This is a genomic window from Burkholderia orbicola (assembly GCF_900100915.1).
In the GTDB taxonomy this organism is placed as follows: domain Bacteria; phylum Pseudomonadota; class Gammaproteobacteria; order Burkholderiales; family Burkholderiaceae; genus Burkholderia; species Burkholderia orbicola.
In genome coordinates, this window is the sequence record NZ_FNKW01000001.1 from 206124 (window position 1) to 224941 (window position 18818).

Annotated in this window: 17 protein-coding genes and 1 tRNA gene; 4 read left to right on the forward strand and 14 right to left on the reverse strand. The window is 65.3% G+C overall.

Annotated elements, in window-relative coordinates:
• Positions 1–375: 375 nt before the first annotated feature.
• Positions 376–2583, forward strand: coding sequence for a hypothetical protein (locus BLS50_RS00920; RefSeq protein ID WP_074802737.1), 2208 nt, complete (start codon positions 376–378; stop codon positions 2581–2583).
• A gap of 93 nt (positions 2584–2676) precedes the next feature.
• Here BLS50_RS00920 and BLS50_RS00925 read toward each other — a convergent pair whose 3' ends face one another.
• The 13 genes from BLS50_RS00925 to BLS50_RS00990 all read right to left on the reverse strand — a co-directional run bounded on the left by BLS50_RS00925 (position 2677) and on the right by BLS50_RS00990 (position 15635).
• Entirely contained in the window at positions 2677–3090 is a 414-nt protein-coding gene (locus BLS50_RS00925; RefSeq protein WP_074800034.1) for a MerR family transcriptional regulator, read from the reverse strand.
• Positions 3091–3147: 57 nt separating this feature from the next.
• Complete coding sequence (locus BLS50_RS00930; protein WP_006486093.1) at positions 3148–3534, reverse strand: integration host factor subunit alpha; 387 nt, start codon at positions 3532–3534, stop codon at positions 3148–3150.
• Positions 3535–3606: 72 nt separating this feature from the next.
• Positions 3607–6036, reverse strand: a complete 2430-nt coding sequence (gene pheT / locus BLS50_RS00935; RefSeq protein ID WP_074800038.1) for a phenylalanine--tRNA ligase subunit beta — start codon at positions 6034–6036, stop codon at positions 3607–3609.
• Between the two features lie 99 nt (positions 6037–6135).
• The gene (gene pheS, locus BLS50_RS00940; RefSeq protein WP_006486107.1) at positions 6136–7149 is read right to left on the reverse strand and encodes a phenylalanine--tRNA ligase subunit alpha; all 1014 of its coding nucleotides are present in this window, start codon (positions 7147–7149) and stop codon (positions 6136–6138) included.
• A 149-nt stretch (positions 7150–7298) separates the two neighbouring features.
• On the reverse strand, positions 7299–7658 hold the full coding sequence (gene rplT / locus BLS50_RS00945) for a 50S ribosomal protein L20 (protein ID WP_004192938.1): 360 nt from the start codon (positions 7656–7658) through the stop codon (positions 7299–7301).
• Between the two features lie 30 nt (positions 7659–7688).
• Positions 7689–7886 (reverse strand): 50S ribosomal protein L35, encoded by a 198-nt coding sequence (gene rpmI, locus BLS50_RS00950; RefSeq protein WP_004191477.1) that lies wholly within the window; start codon positions 7884–7886, stop codon positions 7689–7691.
• Positions 7887–8079: 193 nt separating this feature from the next.
• Complete coding sequence (infC, locus tag BLS50_RS00955; RefSeq protein WP_071734130.1) at positions 8080–8604, reverse strand: translation initiation factor IF-3; 525 nt, start codon at positions 8602–8604, stop codon at positions 8080–8082.
• Positions 8605–8653: 49 nt separating this feature from the next.
• A complete protein-coding gene (gene thrS, locus BLS50_RS00960) occupies positions 8654–10561 on the reverse strand; it encodes a threonine--tRNA ligase (RefSeq protein ID WP_069232553.1) in 1908 nt (635 codons plus the stop codon).
• Between the two features lie 271 nt (positions 10562–10832).
• Positions 10833–10909, reverse strand: a tRNA-Val gene (locus BLS50_RS00970).
• Positions 10910–10993: 84 nt separating this feature from the next.
• The gene (locus BLS50_RS00975; RefSeq protein WP_011694268.1) at positions 10994–13231 is read right to left on the reverse strand and encodes a RelA/SpoT family protein; all 2238 of its coding nucleotides are present in this window, start codon (positions 13229–13231) and stop codon (positions 10994–10996) included.
• A gap of 39 nt (positions 13232–13270) precedes the next feature.
• On the reverse strand, positions 13271–13624 hold the full coding sequence (locus BLS50_RS00980) for a RidA family protein (protein WP_006486103.1): 354 nt from the start codon (positions 13622–13624) through the stop codon (positions 13271–13273).
• Between the two features lie 80 nt (positions 13625–13704).
• Positions 13705–14601: an alpha/beta fold hydrolase gene (locus BLS50_RS00985; protein WP_011545243.1), complete on the reverse strand. Its 897-nt coding sequence runs from the start codon at positions 14599–14601 to the stop codon at positions 13705–13707.
• Between the two features lie 125 nt (positions 14602–14726).
• Positions 14727–15635, reverse strand: a complete 909-nt coding sequence (locus tag BLS50_RS00990) for a LysR family transcriptional regulator (RefSeq protein WP_074800040.1) — start codon at positions 15633–15635, stop codon at positions 14727–14729.
• A 135-nt stretch (positions 15636–15770) separates the two neighbouring features.
• Here BLS50_RS00990 and BLS50_RS00995 point away from each other — a divergent pair, with 135 nt between their 5' ends.
• From BLS50_RS00995 to BLS50_RS01005, 3 genes are read left to right on the forward strand one after another with little or no spacing between them, the layout of a single operon-like run.
• Positions 15771–16328 carry an ester cyclase gene (locus BLS50_RS00995; protein WP_074800042.1) on the forward strand — a complete coding sequence of 186 codons (558 nt, stop codon included), beginning with the start codon at positions 15771–15773 and terminating at the stop codon, positions 16326–16328.
• Between the two features lie 11 nt (positions 16329–16339).
• Entirely contained in the window at positions 16340–17350 is a 1011-nt protein-coding gene (locus tag BLS50_RS01000; RefSeq protein ID WP_074800045.1) for a polysaccharide deacetylase family protein, read from the forward strand.
• Positions 17351–17388: 38 nt separating this feature from the next.
• Positions 17389–18102 carry an SDR family oxidoreductase gene (locus tag BLS50_RS01005; RefSeq protein ID WP_074800048.1) on the forward strand — a complete coding sequence of 238 codons (714 nt, stop codon included), beginning with the start codon at positions 17389–17391 and terminating at the stop codon, positions 18100–18102.
• Positions 18103–18176: 74 nt separating this feature from the next.
• Here BLS50_RS01005 and BLS50_RS01010 read toward each other — a convergent pair whose 3' ends face one another.
• Positions 18177–18818 (reverse strand): CoA transferase subunit B, encoded by a 642-nt coding sequence (locus tag BLS50_RS01010; protein ID WP_006476194.1) that lies wholly within the window; start codon positions 18816–18818, stop codon positions 18177–18179.

Genomic DNA, 18818 nt, shown 5'->3' on the forward strand with positions numbered 1-18818 from the left:
GCTGCCGTGTTGTGATGTCGAATCCGCCACTGATGCCGATCTTACCTCGCCGCTGCCGCCGATCGTATCCGTCGATGCCCGGGGCCGCGGCGCTTCGGCATCCGGTGAAACCCGCGCCGACCAAGGCCGGCCGCGGATTTTCAGGGTCGCTTCGAAACACGCCGAGCGACGGCCCGGACAAACCAAACGACCGTTTGATTCAGCAGCTCGTCGACCGCGAATCCATTGTCCGGCAGTCCGCCGGCGCATCGCGTCCGGGCGCCCGTTGTTTGGTAACGCCGCTCTAGCACGCTATGACACACTGCACGGCATCGACGCTCGCGCCGTGCAGTGGCGCGCGCCGCCGTCGATCAAGACAAGACATGGAGACAGACGATGCGGAATACGGTCCGGCGCGGCCATCGCTCGCCTTTGGCAATTTTCGACTGGTTTTCCGGCCTGCGACGCACGGTCGCCCCAAGATCGCATACGACATTCCGCATGTTCGGCTGCGGCGCGCTGGCGCTCGCCCTGCTCTGCGCCGGCTGCGCCGAATCGGCCGCGCAGCGCGACAGCAACACGTCCATCGCATCGACGAAGATCGAGCGCACCAAGGCCGAGCTGCTCGCGCGCGAGCAGCAGATCGCTCGCACCGTGCCGTCGCTCGCATCGATCAGCCTCACGCAGCCGCGGCCGTTCACGCTGCGCGACTCGGGCCAGAACGGCGCGATGACGTTCCTGCGCGACGTCGATTTCCGCATCGTCAACAACCTCGGCTTCTTCATTCATCAGCTGTCGGCCACGCTCGTGCCGACGCAGGCCGGCGCACCGATCGTCTTCGACGATCCGACGAGCTTCGAGATCGACGTGCACGAAGGCACGGTCACGCTCGACAACGCGAAGCTGACCGCCCTCTTCAACACCTACATCTTCGGCTATCGCAACGCGCCGCTGCGCAAGCTCGCGGTATCGGCCGGCGACGGCGTGATCCATCTGCAAGGCGAGATGCAGCGCGACGGCTGGGTACCGTTCTCGCTGACCGGCACGCTCGCGATCCGCGACGGCAGCCAGCTCGTGTTCCACCCGACCGGCGTGCGCGTGTCGGGCCTCAACGCACAGCCGGTGATGCGCGCGGCCAACGTGAAAATGGCCGACCTGCTGAAGGTGCAGACCCCGATCGCGCAACTCGCCGGCGACGATCTCATGATGGCGGTCGACAAGCTGATGCCGCCGCCGCGCCTGAAACTGACGATCACCGCCGTGCGCGTGACGCCGGCGGGCCTCGACCTGACGCTCGACGACGGCTCGCATGCCGGCTTCGCGATGCCCCCGAACGCACCGCAGCAAGCAATGTATATCCGCGGTGGCGACGTGAAGTTCATGCGCTCGATGCCGATGAACGCGGACATCCTTATCGGTCCGCTCGACGCGTCGAAGCGCGACCAGACGTTCGTGTTCGACCTGTATCACTATCGCGACCAGGTATCGGCCGGCTACTTCAACTTCGACGAAAGCGGCGCGATGGCGATCCGGATGCCTTCGTATACGGGCCCGGCCAGCGGCGCACTGCTCGGCAACGCGGCCGCGCGCCTGAACGACAGCTTCCTCGCCGCGCAGCAGAATGCGCTGCGCGACGTGCGCCAGCACTGGGAAGCGTACGCGCTCGCCGATGCCGTGCGGCCCGGCATGCAGAAGGTCGCGATGCGGCGCACGTCGACGACGCCGTTCAACGAGCGGCACGTGTCGAACCGCAACCCGACGATCCATCTGCGCAACGTCGACTTCAACCTGTCCGGCGATATCGGCTTTCATGTCGAGGATCTCGACGTGGAACTCGTGTCGAAGCGCCCGGGCGAACCCGTCGATCTCGACGACCCGAACCAGTACGACATCCGCATTCTCGGCGGCACGGTCGTCGAGTCGTGGAAGGCGATGTCGGCGCTCTTCAACAGCTACCTGCTCGACTATTCGCCGCGTTCGCTGAACGACCTGCAATTGAGCGCGGACGGCCAGAACCTGCGCGTCCAGGGCGGCATCAAGCTGTGGAATCACGTACCGGGCGTCTGGTTACCGACCGACATGAAGGGCTCGCTGACGGTGCTCGATGATCGGCACCTCGCCTTCAAGCCGTCTCAGGTGTCGGTGCTCGGCATCCCGCAGGCGACGCTGCTGCGCTCGCTCGGTATCGAGCTCGCGTCGCTGACGCCATTGCAGCGGCGCGGCGCGGAACTGCGCGGCGACACGCTCGTGCTCGACCAGTACACCGTGTTTCCGCCGCCCGTGCTGAACGGCAAGCTCGCCCAGGCGACGGTCGAGCCGGACGGATTGCGGCTCACGTTCCGGCGCGCGGCAGGCGCGCCCGCACCAAAGCGGCCGCAGATCGACGCACCGAGCTACATGTGGATGGAAGGCGGCGACATGAAGATGTTCAACGTGCTCGAACTGAACGTGCGCGCGCTGATCCGGAATTCGGCCGAGGCCGGCCCGATGCGGTTCGACCTGTACGGCTATCGCAGCCAGGTCGCGCAGGGCTCGGTGCGGATGCTGCCGGACGGCACGCTGGTCGTCGACATGGGGCGCAAGAATCCGCTCGCGTCACGCTGATTCCGTCGCGCTGCCCCGTGCGCGACCCGCATGAAAAAAGCCCGGTGGCAGGTCGCCAACCGGGCTTTCCGATGCATCCTGCGCGCCGTGCGCTCAGTCGTGTTTCAGTCCGTCGATCACATCCAGCAACGCCTGCCGCAACGCGATCACATCGACGTTTGCGCCCGGCCTGGCCGCGCCGCGCGCATCGACGGCCTGCGCGTCGGATTCGACCGGCTCCGCCGTGGCCCGCTCGCTGCCCGGCGAATCGAGCCGGTTGCGCGCGCCGTTGATCGTGAAGCCCTGCTCGTACAGCAACTCGCGAATCCGCCGGATCAGCAGCACTTCGTGATGCTGGTAATACCGCCGGTTGCCGCGCCGCTTCACCGGCCGCAGCTGAGTGAATTCCTGTTCCCAGTAACGCAGCACATGTGGTTTGACCCCGCATAGTTCGCTGACTTCGCCGATCGTGAAGTAGCGCTTCGCGGGAATCGGAGGCAAGACGACTTTCTCAACCGTGGTGGTCATCGTCGGTTAACCGTCGGTAAGGGTGCGCGGCGGCCGCGCGGGGCGTGGGCGCGCGTATTACTCCGCGCCGTTTTCGACCAGCGCCTTCAGCTTCTGGCTCGCGTGGAAGGTTACCACCCGGCGGGCCGCGATCGGAATCGCCTCGCCCGTCTTCGGATTGCGGCCCGGACGCTGCGGCTTGTCGCGCAGCTGGAAATTGCCGAACCCCGACAGCTTGACGCTTTCGCCGTTTTCGAGCGCATCGCGGATCACTTCGAAAAACGCCTCGACCATGTCCTTCGCTTCACGCTTGTTCAGCCCGACGCTGTCGAACAGCAGCTCCGCCAGTTCCGCCTTCGTCAGCGTCGGCGTCTCGGTGGACGCCGGCGCCGACGCGTCGCGGTTCATCGCGCTGCGTTGCGCCGTCAGGAGGGCTTCGAATTCACTCGAGGTCATGTCGTTCATATCTGCCATACAGCGCGTTGAATCAAAACTTACGATGGAAAAAAGCCGCCCGCGAACGGGCGGGCCCTCTCCTTAGCCGCGCAGGCGCGCACCGGCACGAGCCATTCGCTCGACCAGCGTCTGAATCGCCTGATCGACGACCTCGTCCTGCAGCGTGCCAGCCGCGTCCTGCAGCGTCACGCGGAAGGCAAGGCTCTTCTCGTTCGCGGCAAGACCACCGGAAGTATTTGATTTTGCACGAAATTCGTCGAAGAGTACAACCTTCTGAACGAATCGGCAGGCCTCTTCGGCAAGCGCCTTCTTCATTTCGTCGAAAAGTGCCTGAACCTCGACCGCCTGATCGACGACAACGGCGATATCGCGACGGACCGGCGGGAATTTCGACACATCGGTCGGCGCGGGCAGCGTCCGGGCAATCAGCGCGTCCGCGTCGATTTCGAACATCACCGGCGGGTGCGGCAACTCGTATTTCTGCATCAGGCGCGGATGCAACTCGCCGATCCAGCCGACCGCACGGCCATCGATTTCGATCCGTGCGCTGCGCCCCGGATGAAGGGCCGGGTGCTCGGCCTTCACGAAACGTGCAACCGCCGGCGCGAGCAGCGCTTCGAGATCGCCCTTCACGTCGAAGAAATCGACCGCGCGGGTCGCCACGCCCCACTGCTCGTCGAGCGCCGGACCGTACGCCAGCGCGCCGACGCGCTTCGGCTGCGCATGACCTTCGACCGCCAGCTCGCCGGCCTTCACCGACGGATCGGCGACGAACACGCGCCCCGATTCGAACACGCGCACGCGATCGGCGCGGCGGTTCAGGTTGTGGCGCAGCACGGCGATCAGGCTGCCGAACAACGTCGTGCGCATCACCGAAAGCTGGCTCGCGATCGGGTTCAGCAGGCGGATCGGGTTGTCGTTGCCCGCGAAATCGTGCTCCCACTCCGCATCGACGAAGCTGAAGTTGACGGTTTCCGCGTAGTCGCGCGCGGCAAGCGCGTGACGGATATCGTGGATCGAACGTCGCGTCTCGTGGGTCGCGCGCATTTCGCTCGTCGCGACCGGCGGCCGCGCCGGGATCTTCTCGAAACCGTAGATGCGCGCCACTTCCTCGATCAGGTCTTCCTCGATCTCGATGTCGAAGCGATGCGACGGCGGCGTGACGAGGAACGCATCGTCGTCGCGCTCGAACGGCAGGCCAAGGCGCGTGAAGATGTCCGCGATCTCGTCGGCGTCGATCTTCACGCCGATGATGCGGTTCGCGCGCGACACGCGCATCTTCACCGGCGCGCGCTGCGGCAGGTTCACCGCCTGATCGTCGACCGGGCCGGCCTTGCCGCCGCAGATCTCGAGGATCAGCTGCGTGATGCGCTCGACGTGCTCGACGGTCGTCGCGTAATCGACGCCGCGCTCGAAGCGATGGGCCGCATCGGTCGAGAAGTTGTACTTGCGCGCGCGGCCGCGGATGCTGTCCGGCCACCAGAACGCGGCTTCCAGGTAGATGTTGGTCGTATCGAGCGTGACGGCCGTGCTGTCGCCGCCCATGATGCCGGCCAGGCTTTCAACCTGACGGTCGTCCGCAATCACGCCGACCGTTTCGTCGAGCTCGACCGTGTTGCCGTTGAGCAGCTTCAGCGATTCGCCGCGCTTGCCCCAGCGCACTTCGATGCCGCCGTGGATCTTGTCGAGATCGAACACGTGCGACGGGCGGCCGAGTTCGAACATCACGTAGTTCGAGATGTCGACGAGCGCGGACACGCTGCGCTGGCCCGAGCGCTCGAGGCGCTCGACCATCCACTGCGGCGTCTTCGCATGCGCGTTCACGCCGCGGATCACGCGACCCGAGAAGCGGCCGCACAGATCGGGCGCGGCAATGCGCACCGGCAGCGTTTCGTCGAGCTCGACGTTCACCGGGCGGATGTCGACCGGCGTCAGCGGCGCGCCGGTGATCGCGGCCGTCTCGCGCGCGATGCCGAACACCGACAGGCAGTCGGCCTTGTTCGGCGTCAGCTTGATTTCGAAGATCGTGTCGTCGAGATTGAGGGTCTCGCGGATGTCCTGGCCGACCGGCGTGTCTTCCGACAGGATCAACAGCCCGCTGTGATCCTCGGACAACTTCAGCTCGCGCGCCGAGCACAGCATCCCCTGGCTCTCCACGCCGCGCAGCTTCGACAGCTTGATCGCGAACGGCTTGCCGCCCTCTTCCGCCGGCGGCAGTTCCGCGCCCACCAGCGCGACCGGCACCTTGATGCCGGGCGCCACGTTCGGCGCGCCGCAGACGATGTTCAGCGTCGCGCCGGTGCCGGCGTCGACCTGGCAGACATTGAGCTTGTCCGCATCCGGATGCTTGACGACTTCGAGCACGCGGCCCACGACGATCTTCGACGTCGGCGGCGCAGCCTTGCTCAGCGATTCGACTTCGAGCCCCGCCATCGTCAGCGCGTGCGACAGCTCGTCGGTCGTCAGCTGCGGGTCGACAAAGGTTCTCAACCAGGATTCAGGGAATTGCATGGATGTCTACGTTCGAAACAGGTTAGATCGACGCCCGGGGCCCCGTCGGAAACGTCCATCGGGGGCGTGCGCGGGCACAGGTCGGCGCGGCGAGCGGCGTTATGCGAACTGGCGCAGGAAACGCAGGTCGTTCTCGAAGAACAGCCGCAGATCCTGGACGCCGTAGCGCAGCATCGTCAGGCGCTCAAGGCCGCTGCCGAACGCGAAACCGATGTAGCGCTCGGGGTCGAGGCCCATGTTGCGGATCACGGTCGGATGCACCTGCCCCGAGCCGGAAATCTCGAGCCACTTGCCGGCGTTCTTGCCTTGCTCGAACATCATGTCGATCTCGGCCGACGGTTCCGTGAACGGGAAATACGACGGACGGAAGCGCACGAGGATGTCGTCGCGCTCGAAGAATTTTTTCAGGAAGTCGGTATAGACGCCCTTGAGGTCGGCGAAGCTGATGTTTTCGTCGATCCACAGCCCCTCGACCTGATTGAACATCGGCGAGTGGGTCGCATCGCTGTCGACGCGATACGTGCGGCCCGGCGCGATCACCTTGATCGGCGGACGGTTCATGCGCGCGTAACGCACCTGCATCGGGCTCGTGTGCGTGCGAAGCAGCAGCTGGCGGCCGTCGGCATCCTTGCCTTCGACGTAGAAGGTGTCCTGCATCGAACGCGCCGGATGGTTCTCCGGGCTGTTCAGCGAAGTGAAGTTGTACCAGTCGGTCTCGATTTCGGGGCCGTCGGCCACGTCGAAACCGATCGAGCCGAAAATCTGTTCGACACGCTCCCACGTGCGCATCACGGGGTGCAGGCTGCCTGCGCCGGCGCCGCGGCCCGGCAACGTCACGTCGATCGCTTCGGCGGTGAGGCGCTGATTCAGCAGCGCGTCGGCCAGTGCCTGGCGACGGGCGGTGAGCGCGGCTTCAACCTGCTGCTTCGCGACGTTGATGCGTGCGCCTTCGGTCTTGCGTGCTTCGGGATCGAGCTTGCCGAGGCCCTTCAGCAACTCGGTCAGCGCACCCGATTTGCCGAGAAATCGTGCTTTCTCGTTTTCGAGCGTGGTGATGTCGGCAGCCTGTTCGAAGGACTGCTGCGCGTCGGCGACAATCTGGTCCAGATCCATAGATCCCATCATTTCCAACGTCATTCGGTCTTGGCGAGCGAAATGGCCTCGCCAAACAAAAAAGGGGCTCGGAAGAGCCCCGTTTTCGCTGCAGCGGCCGAGACTACCGGAACCTCGCTGCAACTAACCACGCAGTGCTAATTTCGCAATTAGGCTGCAACGGCGGCTTTCACCTGCTTGACGATCGCAGCAAAAGCAGCCTTGTCGAACACCGCCATGTCGGCCAGCACCTTACGGTCGAGTTCGATCGACGCCTTCTTCAGGCCGTTGATGAACACGCTGTAGGTCATGTCGTGCTGGCGAACTGCCGCGTTGATACGCGTGATCCACAGTGCGCGGAACACACGCTTCTTGTTGCGGCGATCGCGGTACGCGTACTGACCAGCGCGCATCACCGCCTGCTTGGCGATGCGGTAGACGTTATTGCGGCGGCCGCGATAACCCTTGGCCAGGTTGATGATCTTCTTGTGGCGGGCCCGTGCGGTTACCCCACGTTTGACTCGAGGCATGTTTCTCTCCTTGGAGTATCAGTTGAGGGGTTACGCGAACGGGAGCATCGCGCGGACGGAGTTCAGATCGGAATCATGAACTGCCGTTGCACCGCGCAGATGGCGCTTGTTCTTCGTGGTTTTCTTGGTCAGGATGTGACGCTTGAAGGCTTGACCGCGCTTGACGGTACCGCCCGGACGCACCACGAAGCGCTTTGCAGCGCTCTTCTTGGTCTTCATCTTAGGCATGACGAACAACTCCAGTTTATTAGATGGCGATGGGTGTGCGGTTGGCTTGCGCCCTTGACCCGCCCTTCGAAACCCAGTCCACTTGTGTACGGCGAACCGCTTGCGCAGCCGCCGTCATCGTTGGCGTGCCGCCCTGACCGGGCAACGCGCCGAACCACTGTCGAACCTGCGCGCGACGCGCGCGGGCCCGTTGTTACTTCTTTTTCTTCGGCGAGAGCACCATGATCATCTGGCGCCCTTCCATCTTCGGCATCTGCTCGACCTGGCCGACTTCCTCGAGATCCGTGCGCAGACGCTCGAGCATCCGCATACCGATTTCCTGGTGGGCCATTTCTCGGCCGCGGAAACGCAACGTGATCTTCGTCTTGTCGCCCTCTTCGAGGAAGCGCACGAGATTGCGGAGCTTGACGTTGTAATCCCCGTCATCGGTACCCGGACGGAACTTGACTTCCTTGACCTGGATGACCTTCTGCTTCAGCTTCGCTTCGTGCTGCTTCTTCGACTCCTGGTACTTGAACTTGCCGTAATCCATCAGACGGCAAACCGGCGGCACCGCTTGCGGCGCGATCTCCACCAGGTCAACATCCAGTTCTTCCGATTTACGGAAAGCGTCAGCGAGTTTTACGATACCGAGCGGTTCGTTCTCGATCCCGACCAGGCGCACTTCCGGCGCAGTGATTTCACCGTTGATGCGGTGCGACGACTTATCAGTAGCGATGTTACGTTTCCTCTAAAAATTAAAAAAACGAGCCGCGCTGCCAGGGCGGTTACTTGAACGAGCGCAGGTCTTCCTGCAGACGCTCAACGAAGGCTTCGACCGGCATTACGCCAAGATCGACGCCGCCACGGGCACGCACGGCTACCGTTTGCGCATCACGCTCCTTATCGCCCACGACGAGGAGATAAGGCACCTTTTCCAGCGTGTGCTCGCGTATTTTATAGCTAATCTTCTCGTTGCGCAAATCGGCCGCCACTCTAACCCCTTGTTTTTGCAACGTTTGGGTCAGAGACTGCGCATATTCGGCCTGACTTTCGGCGATATTGAGCACAATTGCTTGGTACGGCGCGAGCCAAACCGGCATTGCACCAGCATGGTGCTCGATCAAAATGCCGAGGAATCGCTCCATCGAACCGACGATCGCGCGGTGCAGCATCACCGGCCGGCGGCGGCTGTTGTCTTCCGCGACGTACTCCGCACCCAAGCGCTCCGGCAACACCATGTCGAGCTGCAGCGTGCCGCACTGCCACGAGCGGCCGAGCGCATCCTTGATGTGGTACTCGATCTTCGGACCGTAGAACGCGCCCTCACCCGGCAATTCTTCCCACGCAAGGCCGCAGGCCGTCAGTGCATCGCGCAAACCCTGCTCGGCACGATCCCACGTCTCGTCCGTACCCGCACGCTGGTCGGGACGCAGCGACAGCTTGATGTCGATGTGATCGAAACCGAAGTCCTTGTACACGCTCATGGCCAGCGTGTTGAACGCGATCGATTCCGAGATGAACTGGTCTTCCGTACAGAAGATGTGCGCGTCGTCCTGCACGAAGCCGCGCACGCGCATCAGGCCGTGCAGCGCGCCCGACGCCTCGTTGCGGTGGCACGAGCCGAATTCCGCGTAACGCAGCGGCAGGTCGCGATACGAGCGCAGGCCGTGCTTGAACACCTGGACGTGGCCCGGGCAGTTCATCGGCTTGATCGCGTAGTCGCGCTTCTCCGACTCCGTCGTGAACATGTTCTCGCGATAGTTCTGCCAGTGGCCCGACGCTTCCCACAGCGAGCGGTCCATGATCATCGGCGTCTTGATCTCGAGATAACCGGCTTCGTTGACGCGGCGGCGCATGTACTGCTCGACCTGCTGCCACAGCGTCCAGCCCTTCGGATGCCAGAACACCATGCCCGGCGACTCTTCCTGCATGTGGAACAGGTCGAGCTGCTTGCCCAGCTTGCGGTGGTCGCGCTTTTCCGCTTCCTCGAGCATGTGCAGGTACTGATCCTGGTCTTCCTTCTTCGTCCAGGCCGTACCGTAGATACGCTGCAGCTGCTCGTTCTTCGAATCGCCGCGCCAGTACGCGCCCGCGACCTTCATCAGCTTGAAGACCTTCAGCTTGCCGGTGGACGGCACGTGCGGGCCGCGGCACAGATCGGTGAAGCCGCCGTGCGAGTACAGCTTGATTTCGTCGCTTTGCGGAATCGATTCGATGATCTCCGCCTTGTACTTCTCGCCGATGCTGCGGAAGTAACCGGCCGCTTCGTCACGCGACACGACACGGCGCGTGACCGGCTCGTCCTTCTTCGCGAGTTCCTGCATGCGCTTTTCGATCTTTTCCAGATCTTCCGGCGTAAACGGGCGGTTGTACGAGAAGTCGTAATAGAAACCGTTGTCGATCACCGGGCCGATCGTCACCTGCGCGTCCGGATACAGCTCCTTCACCGCATACGCGAGCAAGTGGGCGGTCGAGTGGCGGATGATGTCGAGGCCGTCGGCATCCTTGTCCGTGACGATCGCGAGCGACGCGTCGCGGTCGATCACCGTCGACGTATCAACGAGCTCGCCATCGAGCTTGCCACCAAGCGCAGCCTTCGCAAGGCCGGGACCGATCGAGGCCGCAACCTCGGCAACTGTCACCGGATGCTCGTATTGTCGAACTGAGCCGTCAGGCAAGCGTATCGAAACCATAGCAATCTCCGTGATGCCGACAGTGGGCGGCAGACCAGGTACGCGAGATCGAACTCACGCATGAAAATTTCGCGACAAAAAAAATGCGGCCCCGCTTTCGAGGGGCCGCATTCGATACTTCACTCAAACTGAAAGGGCGAAAACGTTCCTCGACTAGCGTCGCTCCGAAGTGGTTTCGGTCAACGTTCGCGGTGTCATAACCGTATTCGCCTTGTTCGCGTTGAGTTGTGTACTGCACTGAACACCCGGAGGCCGGGCATTCTCAATTCGTTGGTAGGCTCGATTGGATTCGAACCAACGACCCCCACCATGTCAAGGTGGTGCTCTAACCAACTGAGCTACGAGCCTAGAGAAGCTAAGATTATATGGAGCGGCTACCGACTTGGCAAGTGTTTTATGCGGTCGCAGCAAAACAATGCCGTTCCAACCCCATCACGATTTCCGCCCTGCCCGCACGACGCCCTGCACCTCGCCGAGCAGCGTGCACGCGCGCTGCACCTGCGCCGAATTCGATACCTCGACCGTGAACTGCATGAATGCCGCATTGCGGCGACTCTGCGTCTTCACGCCCACGACATTGATCTTTTCGCGCGCGAACACTTCGGAGATATCGCGCAGCAACCCTTGCCGGTCGCTCGCCTCGATCATCAGGTCGACCGGATACACGGACGCGCCGCGCCCGCCCAGCACGTCGGCCGACCAGGTCGTCTGCAGCACGCGCTCCGGCGCGCGCTCGACCATCCGGCGAAACGTCGGACAGTCGCTGCGATGAATCGACATTCCCTTGCCGCGCGTGACGAAACCGCTGATCGGATCGGGCGGCGCCGGACGGCAGCAGCGCGCCAACTGCGTCAGCAGCGCGTCGACGCCCACCACCAGCACGCCGGTCGACGCGCCGTGCGCGACGCTCGCGCCGCTGCTGCGCTTCTCGAAATCGGCCGGCGCCTCGGGCGCCGGTTCCGGCGGCGGCGCATCGGACAGCGCGTGCTCGACGTTGCGCAGGCTGAACTCTTCCTTGCCGACGACCGAGAACAACTCCTCGGGTGACTTGAAGCCGAGCTTCGCGGCGAGGTTGTCCAGGTTGACCGACGTCTTGCCCTCGCGCTGCAGCGTCTTTTCGACGAGCGCGCGCCCGTGCGCGACGTTTTCTTCCTGCTCGATCGAGTTGAACCACGCACGCACCTTCTGCCGCGCACGCGAACTCTTCAGGTAACCGAGCTGCAGGTTCAGCCAGTCGCGCGACGGCCCGCCTTCCTTCACCGCGACGATCTCGACCGTCTGGCCGTTCGCCAGCGACGTGTTCAGCGGCACCATCACGCCGTCGACGCGCGCGCCACGGCAGCGATGGCCGAGCTCGCTGTGCAGGTGATACGCGAAATCGACCGGCGTCGCGCCCTGCGGCAACGCGATCACGCGCGCCTGCGGCGTCAGTACATAGATGTGGTCGTCGTCGAGCGACGTCTCGCGCAATTGCGCCCACGCCTGGTCGCCCGACACTTCGGTGCCATCCTCGACGTCGTCCTTCCACGCGAGCAACTGGCGCAGCCACGCGATCTTCTCGTCGTACTTGTCGCTCGCGGAGAACTGGCCGCCGTAGCCGCGCGCGCCGGCCTCCTTGTAACGCCAGTGCGCGGCGACGCCGTACTCGGCGAAACGATGCATCTCCTGCGTGCGGATCTGCACTTCGAACGCACGGCCGTCGTCGCCGATCACGACCGTATGCAGCGACTTGTAGCCGTTCGGCTTCGGCCGCGAGATGTAGTCGTCGAATTCCTTCGGCACCGGCTGCCACAGGTGATGCACGATGCCCAGCACCGCGTAGCAATCCTTGATGTCGGGCACGATCACGCGAAACGCGCGCACGTCGTACAGCTCGGAGAAATCGAGCTCCTTGCCGCGCATCTTGCGCCAGATGCTGTAGATATGCTTCGGCCGGCCGCTCACGTCGGCCTGGATGTGCGCTTGCGCGAGCTCGTGCTGCAGCCGCGCGATCGCCTGCGTGACGTACGCCTCACGCTCGATGCGCTTCTCGTCGAGCAGCTTCGCGATCCGCTTGTAGGTGACGGGATCCTCGAAGCGGAACGCGAGATCCTCGAGCTCCCACTTCAGTTGCCAGATACCGAGACGGTTCGCGAGCGGCGCATAGATCTCGAGCGTCTCGCGCGCGACGTCGGGCGGCGGATCGAGCTTCGCGGCCGCGTAGTAGCGCAGCGACTGCAACCGCGACGCGAGCCGGATCAGCACCACGCGGATGTCCTGCGCGAACGCGAGCAGCATCTTGCGCAGCGCCTCGATTTGCGTGCGCCGCTCTTCCGCCGCGTCGCGCCCGGAGTCGGGCTTCGCGGCATTCTGCGCGGCGCGCAGGCTGACAGTGCCGAGCCGCAACAGCTTACGCACGTCGGACACGAGCCGCGCGACTTCGTCGCCGAAACGCTCGGTCAGCTCACGCTCGGGGTCGCTCAGGTGCGGCGTCAGCACGAACAGCGCGGCGGCCTGCATCGCGTGCGGATCGACGTTCAGCGTGCGCATGATCGCCGCCGTGCCCGCCGAGTGATCGGCGAGCAGCTCGCCGGACGACAGGCGCGCGTCGCCGGCCCGCTCGCGCACGAACGCGAGCACGTCGTCGAACGACGGCGCCGCGACGGGAGAGGCGGAAACGGATTCGGTCATTGCACGGCCTGCCGGAATACGGTCATCGTCGGATAACGCTCAGCTCCGCTGCGCGGCGACGACCACGATCTCGACGAGCAGCGCCGGATCGGCGAGCTTCGCCTCGACGGTGGCGCGCGGCGGCGTGTTGCCCGGTGCGACCCATGCGTCCCACTCCGCATTCATGCCTTCGAAGTTCGCCAGATCCGAGATGTAGATCTGCACCGACAGCAGATGCGCCTTGTCGCTGTTCGCTTCGGCGAGCAGGCGATCGATGTGGCCGAGCACTTCGCGCGTCTGGCCGCGGATGTCCTGCGTGGTGTCTTCGGCGATCTGGCCGGCCAGATACACGGTACCGTTGTGGATCGCGGTTTCGGAGAGACGGGCCCCGACGTGGTGACGAATGACTGCCATGAAAATGTTCCGGTCGTGATGGGTAAGGAATCGGGCGGCGGCACGGCCCGCGTGCCGCCGAACCGCATATTATGACGCGTTTATGCGTCGCCTTCGACGAAAAACCGTCGTGCGAGCGCAATCTGGTCGGCGCTGACGAAGGCCGGCGCGTGGCCCGCCCCCGGAATCTCGACCTGCGTCACGTGCCGCCCGCGACGGACCATTTCGGCCGCCGTCTCGCGCGACAGCAAGTCGGACGTCTCGCCGCGCACGACGAGGAGCGTCGCATCCGTCGTCTCGATCGCGCGCCACAGCGCGGCCTCGCCAAGCGCGGCCAGTTCGGGCGTCGTCGCCTTGAACGGCTCGGCGATGCGCGGATCGTAGCGCATCGTCCAGCCGCCTTCGGGCAGTTCGTGCAGCAGCGGCCCGTTGATCTCGCGCCACTCGTCGGCGCTCAGCGCACCGAACGGCAGCGACAGCGACGTCAGATAGTCGATCCCCTCCTGCTCGGTCGCAAAGCGCGGCTGCACGCCGAGGTACTCGCCGATGCGCGTCAACGAATCGGGCTCGATGCGCGGGCCGACGTCGTTGACGATCATCCGGCGTAGCGGCGAACCGGGGAGCCCGGCGAGCGCCATGCCGATCAGGCCGCCCATCGACGTACCGAACCAGTCGACCGATTCGACGTCGAGCCGTGCGATCAGCGTCACCATGTCGGCCACGTACTGCGGAATCGCATAGTGCCGCGGATCGGCCAGCCGGTCCGATTGGCCGCGCCCGACGACATCGGGGCAGACGACGCGATACGTATCGGACAGCGCGGCGGCAAGCCGGTCGAAATCGCGCCCGGAGCGGGTCAGGCCGTGCACGCAGACGAGCACGCGCGGATTCGCGGGATCGCCCCACTCGGTATAGGCGACGTGGTGAAGGCCGGCCGCGCTCGCACACTGCACGCGCCGCTGGCGGGGAACCGGGGGATTCGCTGGGGTCGTTGGCATCGTTGGCATCCTGTCGAACGGGGGGCGACGCGCGGGACAACGCTTGCGGCGCCCGATGCAAACGATTGTAAACCGCTTCGGAATGACGGGGCGCCACGCGCCCCGGCCCACCACCCGAGCCAGGTTCAATCGTGGCGGCGCCACGCGCCCCGCAACTGCTCGCGCAGGAAATCGACGAATGTCCGCACCCGCAACGGCACATGGCGAGCGCCGGGATAAACGGCATGCAACGGCGCGGCGGATGCCTCGAAGGCCGGCAGCACGCGCACGAGCCGGCCGGCGTCGAGATCGGCGCCGACGTCCCAGATCGACTTCAACGCAATGCCCGCGCCTTCGAGCGCCAGCGTACGCGCCGCGCCGCCGTCGTTCGTCAGCAGCGCGGCCGTCACCTCGACCGCCACGCCGCCTTGCGCGCCATCGAACCGCCATTCGGCACGCGGCTGGTCGCCCATCACGATGCATCGATGCGCACGCAGCTCGGCCGGATGGGCGGGCCAGCCGTGCGCCGCGAGATAGCCCGGCGACGCGCACAGCACGCGGTGATTCGGCGCCAGCTCGCGCGCGATCATCGTCGAATCGGCGAGATTGCCGATCCGCACGGCGACGTCGATGTCGGCTGCGAGCAGATCGACGACCGCATCGGTCAGCATCAACTGCACGGTCAATTGCGGATGCCGCTGCTGAAATGCCGCGACGAGCGGCGCGATTCGCAGGCGGCCGAGTTCGCCAGGCGCCGTCACGCGCAGCACGCCGCTGACCGTGCCGCGGCGGTCGCGCATCAGCGTTTCCGCATGCTCGACTTCGGCCAGGATGCGCAGCACCTGCGCATGAAACTGCGCGCCGTCGTCGGTGAGCGTCTGCTGCCGCGTCGTCCGGTGCAGCAGGCGCACGCCGAGCCGCGACTCGAGATGCGCGAGCCGCTTGCTGACGACCGACAACGACAGGTCGAGCTCGCGCGCCGCCGCCGACAGGCTTCCGGCCGACACGATCCGCGCGAAGGTATCGAGCGCGGGGAAATCGTCGATCAGCGTCATGGCGCCCGCCTTACCCTAACCTTTCCTTTTTTCGAATAATCCATTCGCTTCTTGCCCGTATTTGCATTCAGAACGGAAACCTACCATACCTGTTCCGCGTCGTCGCATGACGCTCTTCACAGGACCCTTGCAACCATGTCGATCCGCCTTCGTTCAGCCGCCCGCCCTGTCGCGCACGCCTTCGCGGCAGCCGCTTGCGTCGTGGCGCTCTGGCCCGCCGCCGCCCGTGCCGCCGATCTCGTCGCACCGCACAGCCTGACCGTCGCGGCAGGCTTGCCGGCCGCGCAGGCCCGCGCGCAAATCCTGGCCGCGCGCCGCTACGGCAGCTTCTGGAATACCGGCGACCCCGCACTCGCCCGCGCGGCACTCGCCGCCGACTTCACCGACCGCACGCTGCCGCCCGGCCGCGAACAAGGCGCAGCGGGGCCGCTCGCGGCCTCCAGCACGATGCGCGACGCGATCCCGGATCTGCGCTGCGACATCGAACAGATGATCGTCGCTGGCGACCGGGTCGTCGTGCACCTGCATTTCCGCGGGCATTTCACCGGCGCGTTCAACGGAACGGCCGGGCGCGGACAGGCGATCGACTTCATCGCGACCGATATCTATCGGATCGACCACGGCCGGATCGCGGAAAACTGGCACATCGAAGACAACCTGACGCTGATGCGTCAGCTTGGGCTCGTCGGTTGACGGAGGGGACGATGACTCACGGTAACGACACGCCCGCGACGCCTCTGCCGCGCCGCACGTTCCTGGCCCAGGCCGGCGCAGGGCTCGCGGCCGGCGTCGCGCTGGCCGCAGGCACGTCCGTGCGTGCCGCCGCCGCGACGGTGCCGGCGCCCGCGACACCGGGCGCCACGCCGTTCTGGCCGGACGGCGCGCGGCTCGTGATCTCGATCTCGATGCAGTTCGAGGCGGGCGGACAACCGCCCACGGGCGCGGACAGTCCGTTTCCGGCCGTCGCGTTTCCGCCGTCGGTGCCGGTCGATCTCGCATCGGCCACCTGGTTCGCATATGGCTATCGGGAAGGGATTCCGCGCCTGCTCGACCTGTGGGACCGGCACGGCGTGAAAGTGACGTCGCACATGATCGGAGAAGCCGCGCGCCGGCATCCCGAACTGGCGCGCGAGATCGTATCGCGCGGCCACGAAGCCGCCGCGCACGGCCCGACGTGGCGCGCGCAATTCGCGATGAGCCGCGACGACGAGCGCCACTTCCTGACCGAAGCGCGCGACATGGTCGAAGCGGTGACCGGCCAGCGCCCGACCGGCTACAACTGCAACTGGCTGCGGCGCGGCCCGCATACGCTGTCGCTGCTGCAGGAACTCGGCTACACGTATCACATCGACGACGTCAGTCGCGACGAACCGTTCATCGAGACCGTCGGCGGCCGCGATTTCGTGGTGGTCCCGTACACGCTGCGCAACAACGACATCCTGCTGATCGAAGGCCGTCACTACTCGCCGACGATGTTCGTCGAGCAGATCAAGCTCGATTTCGACCAGCTGTACGCGGAAGCCGGGCAGCGGCGCAGATTGATGTCGATCAGTGCGCACGACCGGATCAGCGGCACGCCGCAGATGGTCCGCGCGTGGGACGACTTCCTGCACTACGCTCGATCACACCCCGGGGTCGCTTTCATGCGCAAGGACGACATTGCGCGCTTCGCACTGCACAGCCCGTCGACGCTGCGCGAGACCGAAACGATCTGACCGGATTCCGTTCAACTCACCACCCAGGAGAGACTTTCATGGACGATCTGCTCCACGGAAAGACAGTACTCGTCGTCGGCGGCAGCTCCGGCATCGGCGCCGCCACCGCAGCAGCATTCGCGCGGCGCGGCGCGCGGGTGACGATCGCTTCGCGCGATCCACGCAGGTTCGACCTCGACGCCCTGCCGGGCGCGCACGTGCGGACCGAAACGCTCGACATCACCGATACGGCGGACGTCGATGCGTTCTGCGCACGCGCCGGCCGGTTCGACCACGTCGTGATTTCTGCCGCGAAGACGGCCACGGGCGCGGTCCGTGCGCTGCCGCTCGCCGACGCGCAGGCAGCGATGGACAGCAAGTTCTGGGGCGCCTACCGCATCGCCCGCGCGATCGATATCGCGCCCGGCGGCTCGCTGACGTTCGTGTCGGGCTACCTGAGCGTGCGGCCGAGCGCGTCGTCGGTGCTGCAAGGCGCGATCAACGCAGCGCTCGAAGCCCTCGCCCGCGGGCTGGCGCTCGAGCTGGCGCCGGTGCGCGTGAATACCGTGTCGCCCGGCCTGATCGCGACGCCGCTGTGGGACAAGCTCGCGCCCGACGCACGTGACGCGATGTACGCCGGCGCCGCCCAGCGGCTTCCGGCACGCAGGGTCGGCCAGCCGGAGGATGTCGCGAATGCGATCCTGTATCTGGCGGCCACGCCTTATGCAACCGGTTCGACGGTACTGGTTGACGGCGGCGGCGCGATCGCGTGACGCCTGCGCGCACGACAAAACGCCCGCGTTCCGTCAGGAACGCGGGCGTCAGGGATGACGCAACAGCGTGACGCTCAGGCCACGGCGCTGACGTCGAGCGGCGCGCCCGTCTTCGCCTGGATCTCGTCGGCGCTCACGCCGTCGGCCAGTTCGAGCACCTTCAACCCGGCCGGCGTCACTTCGATCACGCCGAGATCGGTGATGATCAGGTCGACCACGCCAACACCCGTGAGCGGCAAGTTGCATTCTTCGAGGATCTTGTGCTGATCGCCCTTAGCGACATGCTCCATCAGCACGACGACACGCCCCACCCCCGCGACGAGGTCCATCGCGCCGCCCATCCCCTTGATCATCTTGCCCGGGATCATCCAGTTCGCGAGGTCGCCCTGCTTGCTGACCTGCATCGCGCCGAGGATCGCGAGGTTGATGTGGCCGCCGCGGATCATCGCGAACGAATCGGCCGACGAGAAGATCGACGAACCGGGCAGCGTCGTGACGGTCTGCTTGCCGGCGTTGATCAGATCGGCGTCGACTTCGTCCTCGGTCGGCGACGGGCCGATGCCGAGCAGGCCGTTCTCCGACTGCAGCCACACCTCGACGCCTTCCGGCACGTGGTTCGCGACGAGCGTCGGCAGGCCGATGCCGAGGTTCACGTAGAAGCCGTCCTGCAGTTCCTTCGCCGCGCGCGCGGCCATCTGGTCACGATTCCAGGCCAT

What these genes read in the sequence shown, in the direction of transcription:
- BLS50_RS00920 (WP_074802737.1), top strand. Translation starts at nt 376, where the DNA reads ATGCGGAATACGGTCCGGCGCGGCCATCGCTCGCCTTTGGCAATTTTC.
- BLS50_RS00925 (WP_074800034.1), bottom strand. Translation starts at nt 3,090, where the DNA reads ATGACCACCACGGTTGAGAAAGTCGTCTTGCCTCCGATTCCCGCGAAG.
- BLS50_RS00930 (WP_006486093.1), bottom strand. Translation starts at nt 3,534, where the DNA reads ATGAACGACATGACCTCGAGTGAATTCGAAGCCCTCCTGACGGCGCAA.
- pheT (WP_074800038.1), bottom strand. Translation starts at nt 6,036, where the DNA reads ATGCAATTCCCTGAATCCTGGTTGAGAACCTTTGTCGACCCGCAGCTG.
- pheS (WP_006486107.1), bottom strand. Translation starts at nt 7,149, where the DNA reads ATGGATCTGGACCAGATTGTCGCCGACGCGCAGCAGTCCTTCGAACAG.
- rplT (WP_004192938.1), bottom strand. Translation starts at nt 7,658, where the DNA reads ATGCCTCGAGTCAAACGTGGGGTAACCGCACGGGCCCGCCACAAGAAG.
- rpmI (WP_004191477.1), bottom strand. Translation starts at nt 7,886, where the DNA reads ATGCCTAAGATGAAGACCAAGAAGAGCGCTGCAAAGCGCTTCGTGGTG.
- thrS (WP_069232553.1), bottom strand. Translation starts at nt 10,561, where the DNA reads ATGGTTTCGATACGCTTGCCTGACGGCTCAGTTCGACAATACGAGCAT.
- BLS50_RS00975 (WP_011694268.1), bottom strand. Translation starts at nt 13,231, where the DNA reads ATGACCGAATCCGTTTCCGCCTCTCCCGTCGCGGCGCCGTCGTTCGAC.
- BLS50_RS00980 (WP_006486103.1), bottom strand. Translation starts at nt 13,624, where the DNA reads ATGGCAGTCATTCGTCACCACGTCGGGGCCCGTCTCTCCGAAACCGCG.
- BLS50_RS00985 (WP_011545243.1), bottom strand. Translation starts at nt 14,601, where the DNA reads ATGCCAACGACCCCAGCGAATCCCCCGGTTCCCCGCCAGCGGCGCGTG.
- BLS50_RS00990 (WP_074800040.1), bottom strand. Translation starts at nt 15,635, where the DNA reads ATGACGCTGATCGACGATTTCCCCGCGCTCGATACCTTCGCGCGGATC.
- BLS50_RS00995 (WP_074800042.1), top strand. Translation starts at nt 15,771, where the DNA reads ATGTCGATCCGCCTTCGTTCAGCCGCCCGCCCTGTCGCGCACGCCTTC.
- BLS50_RS01000 (WP_074800045.1), top strand. Translation starts at nt 16,340, where the DNA reads ATGACTCACGGTAACGACACGCCCGCGACGCCTCTGCCGCGCCGCACG.
- BLS50_RS01005 (WP_074800048.1), top strand. Translation starts at nt 17,389, where the DNA reads ATGGACGATCTGCTCCACGGAAAGACAGTACTCGTCGTCGGCGGCAGC.
- BLS50_RS01010 (WP_006476194.1), bottom strand. Translation starts at nt 18,818, where the DNA reads ATGGCCTGGAATCGTGACCAGATGGCCGCGCGCGCGGCGAAGGAACTG.